At 58.9% G+C, this 18,671-nt stretch carries 12 protein-coding genes and 1 pseudogene; 7 read left to right on the forward strand and 6 right to left on the reverse strand.

Going from position 1 to position 18,671, the window contains the following annotated elements; all coding sequences use genetic code 11:
- Nucleotides 1-544 precede the first annotated feature (544 nt).
- From mdeB to MA884_RS17625, 4 genes are all read right to left on the reverse strand, one after another.
- Complete coding sequence (mdeB, locus tag MA884_RS17610) at nt 545-3,244, reverse strand: alpha-ketoglutarate dehydrogenase (protein ID WP_256231692.1); 2,700 nt, start codon at nt 3,242-3,244, stop codon at nt 545-547.
- On the reverse strand, nt 3,241-3,663 hold the full coding sequence (locus MA884_RS17615) for a hypothetical protein (protein WP_256231693.1): 423 nt from the start codon (nt 3,661-3,663) through the stop codon (nt 3,241-3,243). Before MA884_RS17615 ends, mdeB begins: the two co-directional genes overlap by 4 nt.
- A 58-nt stretch (nt 3,664-3,721) precedes the next feature.
- Nucleotides 3,722-4,186, reverse strand: a complete 465-nt coding sequence (locus MA884_RS17620) for a transketolase (protein ID WP_256231694.1) — start codon at nt 4,184-4,186, stop codon at nt 3,722-3,724.
- Between the two features lie 129 nt (nt 4,187-4,315).
- A complete protein-coding gene (locus MA884_RS17625) occupies nt 4,316-5,332 on the reverse strand; it encodes a 1-aminocyclopropane-1-carboxylate deaminase (RefSeq protein ID WP_256231695.1) in 1,017 nt (338 codons plus the stop codon).
- Nucleotides 5,333-5,533: 201 nt separating this feature from the next.
- Here MA884_RS17625 and MA884_RS17630 point away from each other — a divergent pair, with 201 nt between their 5' ends.
- The 5 genes and pseudogenes from MA884_RS17630 to MA884_RS17650 all read left to right on the forward strand — a co-directional run bounded on the left by MA884_RS17630 (nt 5,534) and on the right by MA884_RS17650 (nt 10,559).
- Nucleotides 5,534-6,043 carry an Lrp/AsnC family transcriptional regulator gene (locus tag MA884_RS17630; protein ID WP_256231696.1) on the forward strand — a complete coding sequence of 170 codons (510 nt, stop codon included), beginning with the start codon at nt 5,534-5,536 and terminating at the stop codon, nt 6,041-6,043.
- Between the two features lie 184 nt (nt 6,044-6,227).
- A complete protein-coding gene (locus tag MA884_RS17635; protein ID WP_256231733.1) occupies nt 6,228-6,743 on the forward strand; it encodes a sigma-70 family RNA polymerase sigma factor in 516 nt (171 codons plus the stop codon).
- Nucleotides 6,730-7,713 (forward strand): FecR domain-containing protein, encoded by a 984-nt coding sequence (locus MA884_RS17640; RefSeq protein ID WP_256231697.1) that lies wholly within the window; start codon nt 6,730-6,732, stop codon nt 7,711-7,713. The genes MA884_RS17635 and MA884_RS17640 overlap by 14 nt, the downstream gene beginning before the upstream one ends.
- Before the next feature lie 121 nt (nt 7,714-7,834).
- Complete coding sequence (locus tag MA884_RS17645; protein WP_256231698.1) at nt 7,835-10,207, forward strand: TonB-dependent siderophore receptor; 2,373 nt, start codon at nt 7,835-7,837, stop codon at nt 10,205-10,207.
- 45 nt (nt 10,208-10,252) lie between these two features.
- Nucleotides 10,253-10,559: pseudogene (locus tag MA884_RS17650) on the forward strand (HigA family addiction module antitoxin).
- Between the two features lie 387 nt (nt 10,560-10,946).
- On the opposite strand, the gene MA884_RS17655 reads toward MA884_RS17650, so the two are convergent.
- Entirely contained in the window at nt 10,947-12,164 is a 1,218-nt protein-coding gene (locus MA884_RS17655; protein ID WP_256231699.1) for a hypothetical protein, read from the reverse strand.
- A gap of 801 nt (nt 12,165-12,965) precedes the next feature.
- Nucleotides 12,966-13,604, reverse strand: coding sequence for a hypothetical protein (locus MA884_RS17660; protein ID WP_256231700.1), 639 nt, complete (start codon nt 13,602-13,604; stop codon nt 12,966-12,968).
- Nucleotides 13,605-13,974: 370 nt separating this feature from the next.
- Between MA884_RS17660 and katG the strand changes: the two genes are divergently transcribed.
- Both katG and MA884_RS17670 read left to right on the forward strand, forming a co-directional pair.
- The gene (katG, locus tag MA884_RS17665) at nt 13,975-16,239 is read left to right on the forward strand and encodes a catalase/peroxidase HPI (protein WP_256231701.1); all 2,265 of its coding nucleotides are present in this window, start codon (nt 13,975-13,977) and stop codon (nt 16,237-16,239) included.
- A 366-nt stretch (nt 16,240-16,605) separates the two neighbouring features.
- Entirely contained in the window at nt 16,606-18,525 is a 1,920-nt protein-coding gene (locus MA884_RS17670) for a methyl-accepting chemotaxis protein (RefSeq protein ID WP_256231702.1), read from the forward strand.
- Nucleotides 18,526-18,671 lie beyond the last annotated feature (146 nt).

Consider the following 18,671-nt stretch of genomic DNA (forward strand, 5'->3'; position numbering starts at 1 on the left):
ACACAATTCTTTTGTCTGCCGAAGTTCCAGTGTGGGAGCGAGCCTGCTCGCGAAGGCGTCGGCACAGCCAACATCATCGCAAACTGATTCACCGCTTTCGCGAGCAAGCTTTGCTCCCACAGGGGACCTGTGCCGAACACAATTCTTTTGTCTGCCGAAGTTCCAGTGTGGGAGCGAGCCTGCTCGCGAAGACGTCGGCACAGCCAACAGCATCGCAAACTGATACACCGCTTTCGCGAGCAAGCTTTGCTCCCACAGGGGACCTGTGCTGAACACAATTTTTTTGTCTGCCGAAGTTCCAGTGTGGGAGCGAGCCTGCTCGCGAAGACGTCGGCACAGCCAACAGCATCGCAAACTGATACACCGCTTTCGCGAGCAAGCTTTGCTCCCACAGGGGACCTGTGCTGAACACAATTTTTTTGTCTGCCGAAGTTCCAGTGTGGGAGCGGGCTTGCTCGCGAAGGCGTCGGCACAGCCAACATCACTGCAAACTGATTCACTTCATAACCCTTTCCTGAAACTTCGATTCTGTCTGAAGTCGGTTTCAAGCGTCCCAAGGGACTGCTGCGTCAACGTCAATGGCATAGCGCGCAATCGCCTCGGCACAGACACTGGCGTCCAGAAGCCCCTCATGGACCAGTGAGGTCAGCGCACTCAAGACAATCTGGTGGCGGTCCACTTCGAAGAACCTGCGCAGCTGGTTGCGGGTATCGCTGCGGCCAAACCCGTCGGTGCCGAGCACGGTGTAACGGGCCTCGAGATAACTGGCGATCAACTGGGGCAAGGCGCGCACGTAATCGGTACAGGCAATGATCGGTGCCGAGTCGTCGAGGCATTCTTGAACATGACTGCATTTGGCAGGTTGGCCAGGATGCAGGCGATTCCAGCGCTCCACTTCCCGGGCATCCCGGGCCAGCTCGGTGAAGCTGGTGACGCTCCAGACCTGACTGTCGATGCTCCAGTCGCGGGCCAGCAACTCGGCGGCGGCAATGACTTCGCGCAGGATCGTGCCGGAACCCAGCAATTGCACGGTGCCGCGCGTATTCGTCACTTCATGCCGGGCAAATGCATACATGCCCTTGATGATCGCCTGTTCGACACCTTCGGGCAGGCTGGGCTGCGGGTAGTTCTCGTTCATCAAGGTGACGTAGTAAAACTCGTCGACCTGACGCTCCAGCATCTGGCGCATGCCGTGATCCAGAATCACCGCAAACTCACCGGCGAACGCGGGATCGTAGGCGCGACAGTTGGGCACCATCGACGCCATCACGTGACTGTTACCGTCCTGGTGCTGCAAGCCTTCGCCGCCCAGGGTTGTGCGCCCTGCAGTCGCGCCGAGCAGGAACCCGCGAGCGCGCTGATCCGCCGCTGCCCAGATCAGGTCGCCGATGCGCTGGAAGCCGAACATCGAGTAATAGATGTAGAACGGCAACATCGGCAGGCCATGCACCGAGTAGCTGGTCGCGGCGGCCACCCAGGAACTGATGGCGCCGGCCTCGCTGATGCCCTCTTCGAGAATCTGCCCGTCCAAGGCTTCTCGATAACTCAGGATCGAACCAATGTCCTCCGGCTCATAACGCTGCCCCACACTGGAGTAGATGCCGATCTGCTTGAACAGGCTGGCCATGCCGAAGGTACGCGCTTCATCCGCCACGATCGGTACGATTCGCGGCCCCAATTGCTTGTCCCGCAGCAATCCGCTGAGCATGCGCACGAAGGCCATGGTGGTGGAAATTTCCTTGCCTTCGGCGGCGATGGCAAACCCGGCGTAGCTGTCTACATCGGGTACGACCAATGACTCGCAGGTCGACGGTCGCGTAGGCATGTAACCGCCCAACGCACGGCGGCGTTCATGCAGGTAGCGCATTTCGGCACTGTCGTCGCCCGGCTTGCAGAAGCTCAGCGAGATGGCCTGTTCATCGGTCAACGGCAGGTTGAAACGGTTGCGGAATGCGATCAACGCCCCATTATCGAGTTTCTTCTGCTGGTGCACGGTCATCTTGCCCTGCCCGGCGTCGCCCATGCCGAAGCCCTTCTTGGTCTGGGCCAGGATGACCGTAGGCTTCTTGCCCTCGAGCATTGCGCTTTGATACGCGGCAAAGATTTTCACCAGGTCATGACCACCGCGCTTGAGGCGGTCGATCTGTTCGTCGGTCAGGCCTTGGGCCAAATGCGCCAGGGCTTCGTCCTGGCCAAAAAAATGCTCGCGGTTGAAGCGCCCATCCTTGGCCGCGAACGTCTGGAACTGGCCATCGACCGTTGCCGACAATGCCCGGACCAGCGCACCGTCTTTATCCCGGGCAAACAATCCGTCCCAGTCGGAGCCCCAGACCAGTTTGATGACGTTCCAGCCGGCCCCGCCGAACAGAGACTCCAGCTCATCGATGATGCGACCGTTGCCACGCACCGGACCGTCCAGGCGCTGAAGGTTGCAGTTGACCACCCACACCAGATTATCCAGCCCCTCACGCGCCGCCAGGGTCAATGCCGACATGCTTTCCGGCTCATCCATTTCACCGTCGCCAAACACCCCCCAGACGGTTCGCCCCGAGGTATTTTGCAGGCCGCGGTGCTCCAGATACCGCATGAACCGCGCCTGGTAGATCGAGCTGATCGGACCGATGCCCATCGAGCCCGTCGGGAACTGCCAGAAGTCCGGCATCAACCACGGGTGCGGGTAGCTCGACAAACCCCGAGCGCCATTGGCACGTGCGCTGATCTCTTGCCGATAATGTTGCAGATCCTGTTCCTCGAGACGCCCTTCCAGAAAGGCCCGCGCATAAACGCCCGGTGCCGAGTGCGGCTGGTAAAACACCAGATCACCGCCACGCGTGTCGGTGCGCGCCTTGAAAAAATGGTTGAAGCCCACTTCAAACAAATCGGCGGCGCTGGCGTAACTGGCGATGTGGCCACCCAGTTCCCCATAGGCCTGGTTGGCCCTGGCGACCATGACCAGCGCGTTCCAGCGCATGATCGACGCCAGTCGCTCTTCCAGCGCCAGGTCGCCCGGAAACACCGGCTGCTGCTCGACGCTGATCGTATTGATATAGGGCGTGCCGTGGCTGGGCCGCCAACCGATCTCGCAAGTGCTGGCCAAGGCCACCAGCCTGTCGAGGATCTGTTTTGCTCGGACCTTGCCACCGTGGGCGATAACGGACAGCAGCGCATCCTGCCACTCGGCCATTTCCTGTTCATCTTCAGCTGTCTGGCCCGGCAATGGGGTCTGGGTATCGGACGCGCTCATGAGCAACTCCTGCAGGTGTCGGGTAACACTTCAAGGTGGTGCGAACGGTTCACCCGGGCGAGGCTTTTCACCTGTTCTACCGCCGCAATAATCGAACGTTCGGCCGTCCCGTCTGAAGCAATCGAGTAGATGCAGGGCTGACCAATGGAAAGGTCGCGCAATAAACGCTCATCCAGTTCACCGAGCACTACAAAACAGTAGTCAGCCTTGGCCACTCGCACTTCAGAGAGATGGCCAGGCAGCGTGTTCACAGCATCGATATGGATCAGTGCAACATTGTCAAAACAGCTGAACCCCTGATGGATCAAATCAATGTGATCGCTATCAAGCCCGCACGCGATGACCACGACACGTGTGCAATTTGAAGGCTCGCGCACCCACTTCAGGACGTTGGTACGACAGCCGGCAGCTTGGCTCATAGGCATGGCCTTTGTTGTTTGGTGATTGATTCAACAGGTGAATTGGCGCAGACATTGGCTAAATGACGCCGCGCGCCTGCAGCACGCTTTTTGCCAGACGGCGGGTCGCCGAAAGCACTTGTTCTACCTGTTGATCCATCGCTGCGGTGGATGAGGCTATCGCTCCCAGTTCGACGACGCGCAACGGGTGACCGCGCACGGACCCCAGCCAGGTCAAGCCGGGAACCGTGCCGACTTCGACATCCAGTAAAAAACTTTCGTGGGAGACGCAGTGCAACAGTTGGCTGGCATAACACATGTAGCCCCCAGCAGATTGTTCCGGGCCAGACCCGACCCGCAACCAGTCGACCATCAACGCCTCGGATTGCTTGACGGCCAGATAAGCCACCTGGTCCCAGTCATCTATCGCCACGTGCAGCTTGTCGATCATGTATTTGGGCAGCGCGGTGCTGGTAACGATGACCACTCCGGCATCCGCCGAAGGCTCCTTGATCCAGACTGCGGATTGAGATATCGCATGCATGGCGGTACTCCCGGCGGCTTGGCAGGAGCAACTTGCTCCGGACGGCGATGAGGTCGTGACATTCAACATGGATGCCAACTGACCCAGCGCTTCGTGAACAAACTCGCTCCTACAGGTTATTGGCGTTGATCAGCCGTTGCGGAACAGGAAACTGTAGGCGTTCAGCGCAGGTGCCCCGCCCAGGTGTGCGTAAAGCACTTTCGAGCCTTCGGGGAACTCGCCACGGCGGACCATTTCAATCATCCCGTGCATGGATTTGCCTTCATACACCGGGTCGGTCAACACCCCTTCAAGGCTGCCGCACAGACGAATGGCTTCCAGCGTACCTTCGTTGGGCAACCCATATTCCGGGTAGGCGAAGCGTGTATCGAGCACCACGTCGTCTTCGGTGATCTCACGCCCCAGGTCCACCAGCTCAGCGGTGTGCCGGGCGATACGCAGTATCTGTGCCTTGGTTTTCTCTGGCTTGGCCGAGGCATCGATGCCGATGACGTTCTTCGAACGGCCGTCCGCGGCGAAACCGACGACCATGCCGGCCTGGGTACTACCGGTCACGGAGCAGACCACGATGTAGTCGAACTTGAACCCCAGTTGTTTTTCCTGCTCCCGTACTTCCTCGGCAAAGCCGACGAACCCGAGGCCGCCGTAGGGATGTTCAGAACATCCCGCCGGTATCGGGAACGGCTTGCCACCCCGCGCCACCACATCGTCCATGGCCTTCTCCCAACTGGGCCGGATGCCGATGTCGAACCCGGCGGCGTCCAGTCGTACATCCGCGCCCATGATGCGAGACATCTCGATATTGCCAACGCGGTCATACACCGCATCGGAATAGTTCACCCAGTTTTCCTGAACCAGCACGCACTTCATGCCCAGATGTGCGGCGACGGCAGCGACCTGGCGGGTCTGGTTCGACTGGATTCCGCCGATGGACACCAGGGTGTCGCAGCCCTGTTCGAGTGCCTCGGGAATCAGGTATTCGAGCTTGCGTGTCTTGTTGCCGCCAAAGGCTAGGCCACTGTTGCAGTCTTCACGTTTGGCATACAACTCGACCTTGCCGCCCAAGTGTTCGCTGAGGCGTTTCAAGGGCGTGATGGGAGAAGGACCGAAGGTCAGCGGATAACGTTTAAAGCGATTCAGGTTCATGACTCTGCTCCTTGTTTATTGAATATCCAAGCGCCAGACCGAAAGGCAAAAAAGGCTGCGTTCCAGGTTCTTTCAGAGGGGCTCCGATGAGTTCAATATTAAGAACAAAGCTGAAAATATGTGTTGCAAGTTTCAATCAACTAAAGAAATATAAATAATTAATAACCACTTTAAACATATCTTTATTGTGCAGAAACCAACATGAACGCAACAAATAACCACAACAAACCCGGCACCCCAGGCGCGGAGCCGCCCCCGCTGGACCGGACCGACCGCGCCATTCTCAAGACCCTGCAGCGAGACGCCTCTATCTCCAACGTGGCGCTCGCCGAGAAGGTGAAACTGAGCGCGCCGGCCTGCCTGCGACGAGTCGAACGCCTCAAGCAGGCGGGCCTGATCAAGGACATTGTCGCGTTGCTGGACAATCAAGCGCTCGATGCAGGGATGGTGGTGTTGATCGGCGTGGTGCTGGACCGCTCGACGCCGGAATCCTTCGCAGCCTTCGAAGCCGCGGCGCAAAAGGTGTCCGGCTGCATGGAATGCCATGTGGTGACGGGGGAATTCGACTACTTCATGTTGATACGAACCAAGGACAGCAACAGTTTCAACCGGCTCCACGCGGAGCAATTGCTTTACCTGCCCGGAGTTCGCCAGATTCGCTCGTTCATGGGGTTGCGCCAGGTCTTGTCGACAACCCACATTCCCCTTTGAGGCTCAATTTAGCCCGATGGGTGAGGGTGCCCCATGGAGGTGATAGCGAGAAGACCGGCACGTCGAGCGGACCGCGCACAGCACCGAACACACGATGGCGTCGTCGCAAGAGGGCATTTGCTCTAACGTACTCGGCCTGAATATAATGCGATTCATTATCAATTATGTATTTTCCGAGATGCTGATGCGCAGCAACGACACTCTGGGCAATGCCGATCTCGCGCTGCTCTATCGCAGTCACCATTCCTGGTTGCACAGTTGGCTGAGCCGGCGCATCGGATGTCGCGAAAGCGCAGCGGATTTGGCGCAGGACACCTTTGTCCGCCTGCTCAAGTCCCGTCAAATAAGCCCCTTGCGTGAACCCCGGGCTTATCTGAGCAGCATCGCCCGTGGACTGATGATCGATCGGTATCGCCGTCGCGAACTCGAACGCGCCTATTTCGAGAGCCTCGCGCTGCTCCCTCCGCAAGCGGCCCCCTCGGAAGAAGAACGGTTGCTGATCCTTGATAGCCTTGAGCGCATAGACCGCCTGCTCGACCTGCTTAAACCGAGAGTTCGCCAGGCTTTTCTACTCGCTCAGTTGGACGGCCTGACCTGCCAGCAAATAGCCGAAAAACTGTGCGTTTCCCGCTCGACGGTTGAACGCGACCTGGCCAAGGCCCTGCAACACTGCTATCGCTTGCGTTATGCCGAACAGTGAAGCGCAGGTGCTGGACCCGGCCGTGGTCGACCAGGCGATCCACTGGCTGGTGCGCCTGCGTTTCAATCCAGCCGATGAGCGAACACAGAGGACTTTCGAGCACTGGCTGCGGCAGCGTCCGGAGCATTTTTTAGCGTGGCAGCGGGTAGAAACCCTTGGCGATGACTTCGCGGGCGTTCCACCTGGTTTGGCCCGGCAAACCCTCAAGGGCGCCCGCTCAGGCATGCATCGGCGCCAAAGCCTGAAGCTACTGGGTGCGTTGGCCACGTTGGGTGGCGCGACCTGGCTGGGCCGCGACTACACACCGCTGCCGGCCATGCTTGCACAGCAGCACAGCAGGACCGGCGAGCAGAGACGCTTCCAACTCGATGATGGCAGCCTTATCCAGCTCAACAGCGACAGTGCGGTCGACAGCTATTTCAACGAACAGCGGCGTCTGATCATTCTGCGGCGCGGCGAAATCATCGTGAATACCGGCGCCGATGCGGGCTCGGCTCAACCGCGTCCTTTCTGGGTACAAACCCGCGACGCAATCATACGCACCCAGAATGCCCGGTTCCTGGCGTACGAGCGTGACGACGGGACCCTCATCGCGGTGCAGAGCGGCGCCGTCAGCGTATTTCCTGGATCCAGACAAGCCCTTGCGGTGAACGACACCGTCCAGGCCGGCAATCAGCGGCTGTTCACCTCAAATGGCGTTCGTGAATTCAAGGATAACGGCCTGGATGTATGGAGCTGGAGTGACGGGGTGATCAGCGCACGCCATATGCGCCTCGGTGATTTCATTGGGGCCTTGTCGCGCTATCGCCCCGGCCTGTTGCGATGCACCGAAGAGGTCTCGGGTCTACGCGTTTCCGGCACCTTTCAGCTCGCCGATACGGATCAGGTCCTGGCATTGGTTGCGCAGTCGCTGCACTTACAGATTGATTATCGAACCCAATATTGGGTGACGTTGAGCGCCGCCAGCTAAGCCCTTTTCCCGTCGCGCGCCAATATGAAATATAAATGAGGTGATTTCTCATTCTCGTTCGGCATGTAAGAAAGGCTGAAATACAGGCCGATCTGCCGATCCCCTTTCACGGAGCGAGTCAATGAGTGCGTCCCCGGTTTCACAGCGTCATCTACTGAATCGTGCCCTACACGGTGCGGTCTTTGGCGTCATCCTCAGCAGCTACGCGCTACCATCCCTGGCGCAATCCTCGAGCGTTGATCAGACCCACCAGGTTCACCCGTGGAACATTCCTGCCGGCCCGCTGGCACCGGCACTTGACCGCTTTGCGCGCGAGGCGGGTATCAGTCTTTCCTTCGACGCCTCAAGCGTAGCGAACCGCAATACCCGGGGCGTGAGCGGCACACTCGATACGTCCGAAGCTCTGTCAACGTTGTTGCAGGGGAGCGACATCGCGATACAGCAACAGGGCCCGAACGCTTACTTGCTGACGCCACAAACCAAGGCAGAGGGAGAACTCGAGGAGTATCGCCTCGCGCCCATCCTCGTCAACGCCAAGGCCAGGGTCGACGGCACCGAAGATCCCAACTCGGTGGTGGCCCAGGAACTCTGGGTCGGCGGCAAGGTGGCCACCAGCATCCTCAACACGCCCGCCTCGGTATCCGTGGTAACCGACAAGGAAATGAAGCAACGCAGCGTGAGCACGACCGAAGAGCTGCTGCAATACACGCCGGGGGTCATTACTGACTATTACGGCACTGACGACCGCAACGATTACTTCCAGATCCGTGGCTTCCAGGCCACGACCTATCGGGACGGCCTGACCTTGGGTTCGATGCGCGGTGTGCGCGAAGAGCCTTTCGCCTATGAGCGAGTTGAGGTGATACGCGGGGCCAACTCGACGCTGTTCGGCCCGGCTGACCCGGGCGGCTCGGTGAACTTTGTCAGCAAGAAGCCACGCTTCGACAAGTTCGGCCAGGGCTACGTCACCTACGGTTCTTTCGACCATGTCGAATCCGGCATCGACGTCGGGGACTCGCTGAACGAAGACAAAACCGTGGCCGGTCGCTTCACGGCAAAGATGCAAGACAGTGATCGCGAGTACGACCACTCACGGGACGACAACAAGTTCCTGATGGGCGGCCTGACCTGGTCACCCACGGACTTCACCTCCGCCTCCGTGATCGTGGACTACCTGAAAACCCAAAGCTCGCCCAACAGCGGCGGTTACCCGCTGGACAAGGAATACGACCGTGACAAGTTCTACGGTGAGCCCAGCTACAACTTCCACGACGTCGAGCGCACCAACATCAGCGGGACCTTCAGCCATGATTTCGACAATGGGTTCGTGCTGCGCAGTAACCTGCGCTACAGCGAACTGACCGATGATTTCGGCTATGTGTTCCTCAGCGACTCCCCTACCCGCACCGGCACCACGATCCCGCGTTATATCTTTGGCACTGACAGCGAAGCCGAGCAACTGAACGGCAACTTGATGCTGCAATACGATGCCCGCTTCAAAGACATCGACAGCAGTACGTTGGTGGGCGTGGAGTATGGCGATTCTTCGACTGAGGAACGCTCCGTATACGCCACGACAGGCTCCATCGACCTGGCCAACCCCGTGTTCACAGGTGTTCCAAGCGCAGTAGCACCCTATAGCAACAACAAGCTCGACACGAAAACCAAGGCCGTGTTCCTGCAGCAGAACCTCTCCTTCTACGAGCGCTTTATCGTCACCGCCGGTGTGCGCAACGACTCGCTGGATCTGTCCAGTACCGACATCAACAACGTAAAAGAGTCGGATAACTTCTCGGAAACCTCCTATCGCGGCGCACTGACTTACATCGTCAACGACGAAGTTTCCACCTACGTCAGCATGGTCGAGTCGGTCTCGCCGCCAACGGTTGGCGTTGTCCCGAAGACGGGCACGCAATACGAAGTGGGTGTGAAATATGCGCCCATCGGTATGGACGCATTGTTCTCGGCGGCCGTCTACGACCTGACCCAGGAAAATGTCAGCATCGCCGTTGTACTGCCCAGCGGTGTCATCGAGCAGCAAACCGTTGGCGAATCACGTGTGCGCGGCCTGGACCTGGAAGCCAAGGCTGAGCTGACCCCGAACCTGAGCCTGGTGGGTGGCTACTCCTACATGGAGTCCGAAGTGTTGCGCGGTACTTTGTACGACGGCAGCTCACTCAAAGGGAATGAGTTCGCCACGGCCCCCAAACACTCCGCATCGCTGTGGAGCTATTACAACATCCCCGACACCGATGTCAGCGTTGGCCTGGGCGCACGTTATGTGGGTTCCTATTACTTCGACGCGGCCAACACCGGCACCAGCGATGGCACGACGCTCTTCGATGCGGCCTTCAACTACAAACTCTTCAAAGGCACTGACCTGGCGATTAACGTCAGTAACCTGCTGGATGAGCAACATGTGGTTGGTTCGGGGACCGCGAACTACTACAACCCGGGCCGCGAAGTCACCGCGAAGCTGAGTTATAACTGGTAAAGAGCTGGTCGTTCACGATGGGGCTCGGCGTGATGCGGGTCAGTCATGTTTAAGAATGGCATGAGGCCCGTACACCCTGGAGAAATTCTCAAAGAAGAGTATCTGGAACCGCTTGGCCTTACCGCAGCTGCGCTTGCAAGGGCTTTGCACGTTTCTGCCCCCCACCGTAAATGACATTGTCTTGATGCGCCGTAGCATCAGCGCCGATGTTGCTTTGCGCTTGGCCGCCGCATTGGAAACGTCAGCGCAGTTTTGGCTGAATCTGCAGACTGCGTATGATTTACGTACAGCTGAGATTGCTAAAGGGGAACAGATTCACAGGGAAGTGGAGAAGGTCCCTCACTGCGCGTAACCAGCACAAAACAGAAATTTGATAGCCCAGCAAATAGCTGGGCTTTTTGTTGGGCATAAAAAGATACCGCGCGTTTGCCGCAAGCGTTTTTTGCGCCGGGACCATGAGTGACTAGAGTCAGCCGACATACCTGGCCCCATCACACGAGCCGGCAACCTGGCCAGCCGATCCCCACCCTCGGCACTGATCCCTGAACAGTTCAGCAACGCCAATGTGTGCAGCGGCAGTTGCAGCGACACAGGCACCGAGGCTGAGGTCATCCGCGACGCCCCCCTCTCGTGGCGAGGGAGCTTGCTCCCGCTGGGCTGCGCAGCAGCCCCTTCTGTGACATGAAGCACGCAAGTCTCTAGTAACACGCCATCCGAAGCAGTTTACAGCCCTTCTTATTTATTTGGATGTAGGAAAAAACGCGCTAAGCCCTACTTGCCTTCCGCTCGCCAATACCACCCGTCCGTCATTTTTCCCGTGCAGCTTCACTGCACTTTCTATTTCTGAATACAGCACCGGTTTGAATTCGATGACGGCTTCCCGGTCGCCAGCGAAAATAAACCTGTTTATATTTTTGCTGAACCACGCCTGGTTCGCCAGCGAGCTTTTGACAAAGTTGTAGACGTCCTTCAAAGGGTCTCCTTGGGTGATGTTGCTGAGGTCGAACAGAATGACCTGATCGACGGATCCATCGATAATTCCTCGACGATAATCCAGCTCATCTTTCACACTTCGCGAGTCATGGAACCTGTGCGCCTGCATGAAGTAATCGGACAGGAAGCTGGAGAGCTTCGCGCAGCGAGGGGTCTTCAATTCTATGGCGAAAACCCGGTTGTCCAGCTTCACGTAATAGTCAGGATAGGTAATGTTGCCTTTCTGGAAATAAAGAGAGCCATCCTCGTAGCAAATCTCATCTCGCCCTAGAACAACCTTGCGCCCCTGCCGGTTACCGCTGGCGGGGTTCGACTTTACCAAGCCCGGTTCAGGCACCGTTTCGTCATCGCAGAAGCTGCCGATATTGGCTCGATAAGCCTTGAACTGTCCGTCCCTGGCGAGGAAAAGGTAATTGGCCTCGTGGAGTTTCTGATACATCTGCGCCTGCGACTGTGCTTCCACCACCAAGAGGTTTCCCTGGTGCAATGAACTGCTGAACTCGTCGTAGGCATTGCTGGCTGAGACTTTCTGTTCCAGCGTGGGTATAGATGAAGAGGCTGCGGATGTGCTGGCAAACATGGAGGACGCTACCTGTGAACCGGGTGGCGATTGAGAGGAAAACGGCGACGTAGGAGGAGAGAACGAAGAATTGAAAGAGGTGACAGGCAAAGTTGGCGGTGAAAAGGACGGCACAGGAACCGTCGACTGCATGGCCATTGGTGCAGAGGTGGTGTTGGAGTCGCTTCTGTCTTGCGTCCCGAAAAGACGGGTAATCGGCACCTTCGCTCGCGGATGGTAGGCGGACTTGAGTACCGGATGATCCGAGACATAAGTCTTCCGCGTAAAGGTGGCCTTCAGCTTGCGGCCACACGCCGGGCAGACTCTGGATGCCAGCATCTGCGGCGTCAGCTTTTTTTCTGAGCGACTGAGATGCGCCAAATCGCAAATGAAAAAATATGACATCGATGCTCCTTATCGAATTTTCCAGATGCCAATATGGGTTCACGACCAATGGATAAACGAAGAAGACCATCGCAGTGTAGTCAGCCCTCCACAATTTCGCGCAAATGATCTGGGCAACTCGTGGAAGCGAATAAAGTCGTTGTAACAGAGCCGCGCCCCCGCCGGTAAGGATCCCCAGCGCCTTCAAGTCGCTCCCCCACTTTAAGGCTGTTCGAAACCCCTGTGGCGAGGGAGCTTGCTCCCGCTGGGCTGCGCAGCAGCCCCTGCTGTGAACGCTCCGCACTGGAGCACCAGCCCGGTCAAGCAGAAGCAAGCGCCCTCGCCACCGACTTGTCTCCGCCAACAGGCAAAGGTCCTACACGAAGCTCGGAAAGCGACATCTTGTAATGCTCGAACGGGGCACCCTATAGTCCCTTGTCGCCCAATGGTGACTCGGGTTTGGCGACTCGATTAACGAGGTAGCTCCTTTCAATTGAATGAGGTACTACCTATGAAACGATACATGCCCATCACCGGCATCGATTGCATCCCCGCCCAATGCCACCCATTTGAAGCGGGGCAGCATTGGGTTTGGAGGTAGCCATAACGTAGCCCCGACCGTCGGGAGCAATACATCCCTCTGCTGCGATGAGCTGTGGCGCAGTTCGTCAAAAACTGCGCCACTTCTTTCATCCAAAAATGGCGCAGTTCTGAGAACCGCGCCATAATTGCGCCAAAATCTCCTCAAACAGCGCCAACACAACCATGTCTTCGACCACCGACATACTGGACATGTTGATGGGCCACGGATTCATCGTTTTCTTAGGTGAGTGGCGCTGCGAACAGATCGACGCCTTTGCGGCTTCCCGCTCGCGAATCAAGGCTTTTAACCCCATTGCCCAGCAAGCTGGGCGACTCCCCGGTGATCTCACACAACAGCGCCGTCACGACGTGGCCTTCGACCATGCCTCGCGCTTGCAGAAGATTCGCCACCGCACACACAGCAGGCCAGTAACGATGCACCAGACAACTGCTGCGGGCGATGGCCTGGGATTCGGCAACAAGTAGCTTGCGCGGTGGCAACAGGCTGATCAATTCGTGCCCCCGGTCCAGGTCTCCCCGGCCGCTGCCCCTGATCAGCCGGTCGGACCTGCGGTGCCGGTAGACCGCTTCGGCCACGGGCCCCGCGAAGCAATTGAGCAAGTCACGTTCAATGGCATCGACCATCGAGGGCAGGTATTCAGCGATCCCCGGGGCGTCGAAGGCGGGACGTGGGACAAGGTAGTCACCTTCGACCAACCCTTCTGCGTATTGCGGGTTGCCGCGCAGGTCGAACAGGGGCCCCGTGCGGGCCTCGACCTTGGTACGCACAGTGATGCGTTTTATCGGTTGGCCGTTCCACCAAAAAGCCAGGGCATGACCCGCTTCGTGGAAGGCCGTGCTGCGCGGGCATTTGTTCATTATTGGGTCCGTCACGGCAGGCGCCATTCATATCATCTGCCTCTCCGTTGGGCCTCGATAAAAGATTATCCCTATCGACCGTTAATACTGCGCCTATTAGCTATCTGGCAAAGGGGGACTAGCCTGAATTCAGGCTGGTGTAATCCGGCCCGTGAAACCTGACGAAAAGATATGAAACGTTCAGAACGTACTGGGCTTGCCGTGGGCCACCGTACTGGCAGCTAGACCGCTCTCTCGAGTTGCCGCGCGGTCATGACAATCAGTTGAGCGAACTGCGAGCCCTGCGCCCTGTGTCATTTATTTCGCCTGTCGCTATTCGGGACCCGGCCGGGCTGGATAGCTGGATGAATACGACCAAAGGTAGCTTCTCATGGCAAACGAATCGAAATGCCCGTTCAATCACGCCGCGGGTGGTGGCACCACGAACCGTGACTGGTGGCCCAACCAGCTGAACCTGAAGATCCTGCACCAGCACTCCCCGTTGTCCGACCCCATGGGCGAGGATTTCAACTACACCGAAGCATTCAAAAGCCTGGATTTCCAGGCCCTGAAAAATGACCTGAATGCATTGATGACCGACTCCCAGGACTGGTGGCCGGCGGACTTCGGGCACTACGGGCCGCTCTTTGTCCGCATGGCCTGGCACAGCGCCGGCACCTACCGCACCGGTGACGGACGCGGAGGCGCGGGCTCCGGCCAGCAGCGTTTTGCGCCTCTCAACAGTTGGCCGGACAACGTCAGCCTCGACAAGGCCCGGCGACTGTTATGGCCGATCAAACAGAAATACGGTCGCAACATTTCCTGGGCCGACCTGATCGTCCTCACCGGCAACGTCGCGCTGGAGTCCATGGGCTTCAAGACCTTTGGTTTTTCCGGCGGTCGTCCCGACGTCTGGGAGCCGGATGAAGACGTCTACTGGGGTTCCGAAAACAAATGGCTGGGCGGCGACACCCGCTATGGCAAACCGGATAAAGCCGCGATGCAAGATCCCGGCGAGGGACAACTGGTGGCCGAACCCGGCAATGAAGAAAGTCGTACCGACCTGGGGCGCAACCTGGAGAACCCGCTGGCCGCCGTGCAGATGGGGCTGATCTACGTCAACCCGGAAGGCCCCGAAGGCCAACCGGACCCGGTTGCTGCCGGGCTGGATATCCGCGAAACCTTTGGCCGCATGGCGATGAACGATGAAGAAACCGTGGCCCTGATTGCCGGCGGCCATGCCTTCGGCAAGACCCACGGCGCAGGCCCCGCGGACAACGTCGGCGCCGAGCCTGAAGCCGCTGGCCTGGAACAACAGGGCCTGGGCTGGAAGAACGCATTCGGCACCGGCAAAGGCCCCGATACCATCACCAGTGGCCTGGAAGTGACCTGGACCACCACGCCCACCCGCTGGAGCAACAACTACCTGGAAAACCTGTTCGGTTTTGAGTGGGAGCTGACCAAGAGCCCGGCCGGTGCGCATCAGTGGACACCGAAAAACGGTGCTGGCGCGGGCATCATTCCGGACGCCCACGATCCGGCCAAGCGCCGCAATCCAACCATGCTCACCACTGACCTGGCGCTGCGCTTCGACCCGATCTACGAAAAAATCTCACGGCGCTTCCTGGAGAACCCGGACCAATTGGCCGACGCCTTCGCCCGCGCCTGGTTCAAGCTGATCCACCGCGATATGGGCCCGCTCTCGCGCTACCTCGGCCCGGAACTGCCCACCGAAGAATTGCTGTGGCAAGACCCTATCCCGGCAGTGGACCACCCCTTGGTCAACGACAGTGACATTGCCTCCCTCAAAGGCAAGCTGCTGGCCTCGGGCCTTTCGGTTTCACAGCTGGTGTCCACCGCCTGGGCGGCCGCGTCGAGCTTCCGTGGCTCCGACAAACGCGGCGGCGCCAACGGTGGCCGCCTGCGCCTGGCTCCGCAGAAGGACTGGCCGGCCAACCAGCCGGAACAATTGGCGCCAGTGCTGGCGACGCTCGAAAAGGTCCGGAGCGAGTTCAACGGGGCCCAGTCCGGTGGTAAAAAAATCTCCCTGGCGGACCTGATCGTGCTGGCCGGCAGCGCCGGCATTGAACAGGCGGCCAAAGATGCCGGGCTCAGCGTGACGGTGCCTTTTTCACCGGGGCGTATGGACGCCAGCCAGGAGCAGACCGACGTCGAGTCGTTCGGCTTTCTTGAACCCATCGCCGATGGCTTTCGCAACTACCTCAAGGGCAGGTATCGCGTACCCGCCGAGGCACTGCTGATCGACAAGGCGCAACTGCTGACCCTCAGCGCCCCGGAGATGACCGCGCTGATCGGCGGCCTGCGCGTGCTTGATACCAATGTCGGCCAAACCCGGCATGGGGTTTTCACCCAACAGCCAGGGGCGTTGACCAACGACTTCTTCGTCAACCTGCTGGACATGGGGGTGGAATGGAAACCGCTCTCGGACGACCAGCAAACGTTCGAAGCCCGTGACCGCAAGACCGGTCAAGTCAAATGGACCGGCACTCGTGTCGATCTGGTCTTCGGCTCCAACGCTCAACTACGGGCCCTGGCCGAAGTGTATGCCAGCGCGGATGCGCAGGAGCTGTTCGTCAACGACTTTATCGCGGCATGGGTCAAGGTGATGAACCTGGATCGGTTTGATCTCGGCTGAGGCTGTCAGGCGCTGAGAGAAGCCCTCAATCTGATCCAGGTTGAGGGCTTCGTTCCCTGCTCATTGAAACGTCACTCATGAACTTTTCTTCACCCCACACGTTGCCGTGATTGGGTAAAGTCCCCTCGCTCATTCAAGAAACTAAGGTTTTAGCCCGCCCTCCCGCGGGCTTTTTTTTGTCCGAAATTCAGGATAAGCCTGAGGCGCGCAGCAGATTCTTCAGCCAATGCCTGATACCCGGAAAAAATCCTTTCAGATCCAGAGTCGGCAGCCGATACAGCCCTGTTACACGTTTTAGCTGGCTCAAAAACAACAATCTTCCAGCGTACCGACGATCAAGCAGCACAATGTTCCTGGAGGAATTTGATGAATAGCTGGTTTGGCAACATTAGCGTCAACATGAAACTGGGCCTGGGCTTTGGCCTGGTGCTGGTACTGACCTGCGTCCTGGCGCTGACCAGTTGGACCAGCCTGGGAGGACTGATCGACCGCAGCAACTGGATGAGCGACATCACCAAGCTCAATGCCGGCCTGACCAAACTTCGCGTCGTGCGCCTGCAATACATGCTGACCAATGGCGACGAGACCGCCGCACAGAATGTGCAAACCACCCTCGATGGTTTTGTGGCGCAACAGAACGCGCTGCTAAGCAGTTTCAAGAGCCCGGAAAACGTCAAACTGCTCAAGGAGCAGAGCGCGACCATCAGCGCCTATCAGGTTTCCCTGAACAAAATGCGCAACGCCTACCGCACCGGCAACACCGCCCGCGCTGCGATGACAGCCAACGCCGGGACCGCTTACAAGCTGATCGAGACGATCAATACCGACGTTCAGCAAATGGCTCTGAGCGACCAGCGCTTCGAACAGTACCAGGCCATCACCGAGGCCAAGCAGGCGTTCATGTTGGCCCGCTATGAAGTGCGCGGTTACACCGCCAAGAGCAACGCCGAAAACGAACGCAAGGCCGTCGCTCAACTGGACGCGGCCATCGCTTCGCTCCAACCGCTGAATGTGTATTTCGCCAGCACCCGGCAAGATGAGCTGCGTCAGCTCGAAGCGGTCCTGACTCAATACCGCAGCGCTGTCCAGGCTTTCACGCTGGCCATTGCCGAGGCGGCGCAGGCCCGCAAGGAAATGACCGATCAGGGCACGACCATCGTCTCCCTGAGCGAACAGCTGTATCAGATCCAGCTCGACCGCCGCGATGCCGAAAGCGCCCAGGCCCGCACCCTGCAACTGGTCAGCACTTTATTAGCATTGCTGATGGGCATCATCGCGGCGGTGATCATTACTCGTCAGATCACCCGACCGCTGCGTGAGACCCTGGCCGTGGTCGATCGCATTGCCAGTGGCGATCTGTCGCAAAACGTCGTCGTCACCCGTCGCGATGAACTGGGCGTGCTGCAACAAGGCATCGCGCGCATGGGTGTGACCCTGCGCGATCTGATCAGCGGCATCCGTGATGGCGTGACCCAGATCGCCAGCGCCGCCGAAGAATTGTCCGCCGTGACCGAGCAGACCAGCGCCGGGGTCAACAGCCAGAAAGTCGAGACCGATCAGGTGGCGACCGCCATGCACGAGATGACCGCCACGGTTCAGGAAGTGGCGCGCAACGCCGAAGAGGCCTCGCAGGCCGCGGCCGCCGCCGACGGCGAAGCCCGTGCCGGCGACCAGGTGGTCAACGAAGCCATCGCCCAGATCGAACGCCTGGCCAGTGAAGTGGTGCGTTCCACCGACGCCATGACCGTGCTGCAACAGGAAAGCGACAAGATTGGCAGCGTCATGGACGTGATCAAGGCCGTCGCCGAGCAAACCAACCTGTTGGCGCTGAACGCGGCGATTGAAGCGGCGCGCGCCGGTGAAGCCGGTCGTGGTTTCGCCGTGGTTGCCGACGAAGTCCGTGGCCTGGCCCAGCGCACGCAGAAGTCCACCGAGGAAATCGAAGGTCTGGTGGCCGGCCTGCAGAACGGCACCCAACAAGTGGCCGCCGTGATGAACAACAGCCGCAGCCTCACCGACAGCAGCGTCGCCCTGACCCGCAAGGCCGGCGTCTCACTGGAAAACATCACCCGCACGGTGTCGAACATCCAGTCGATGAACCAGCAGATCGCCGCCGCCGCCGAAGAGCAAAGCGCCGTGGCCGAGGAGATCAGCCGCAGCATCATCAACGTACGCGACGTGTCCGAGCAGACCGCCGCCGCCAGCGAAGAAACCGCAGCGTCCAGTGTTGAACTGGCACGCTTGGGTAATCAGTTGCAGATGATGGTGAGTCACTTCCGCGTCTAACACCCTACGCACTGTGGGAGCGGGCTGTGTGGGAGCAAGGCTTGCTCGCGATCCAGGCGCTGCGGTCCTCAAGAGACAGCGGCGTTTTCATCGCTGGCAAGCCTTGCTCCCACACAGCCTGCTCCCACCGGGTTTGCATCAGCGCC

The organism is Pseudomonas sp. Q11 (assembly GCF_024494355.1).
GTDB classification, from domain to species: Bacteria; Pseudomonadota; Gammaproteobacteria; order Pseudomonadales; family Pseudomonadaceae; genus Aquipseudomonas; species Aquipseudomonas hefeiensis.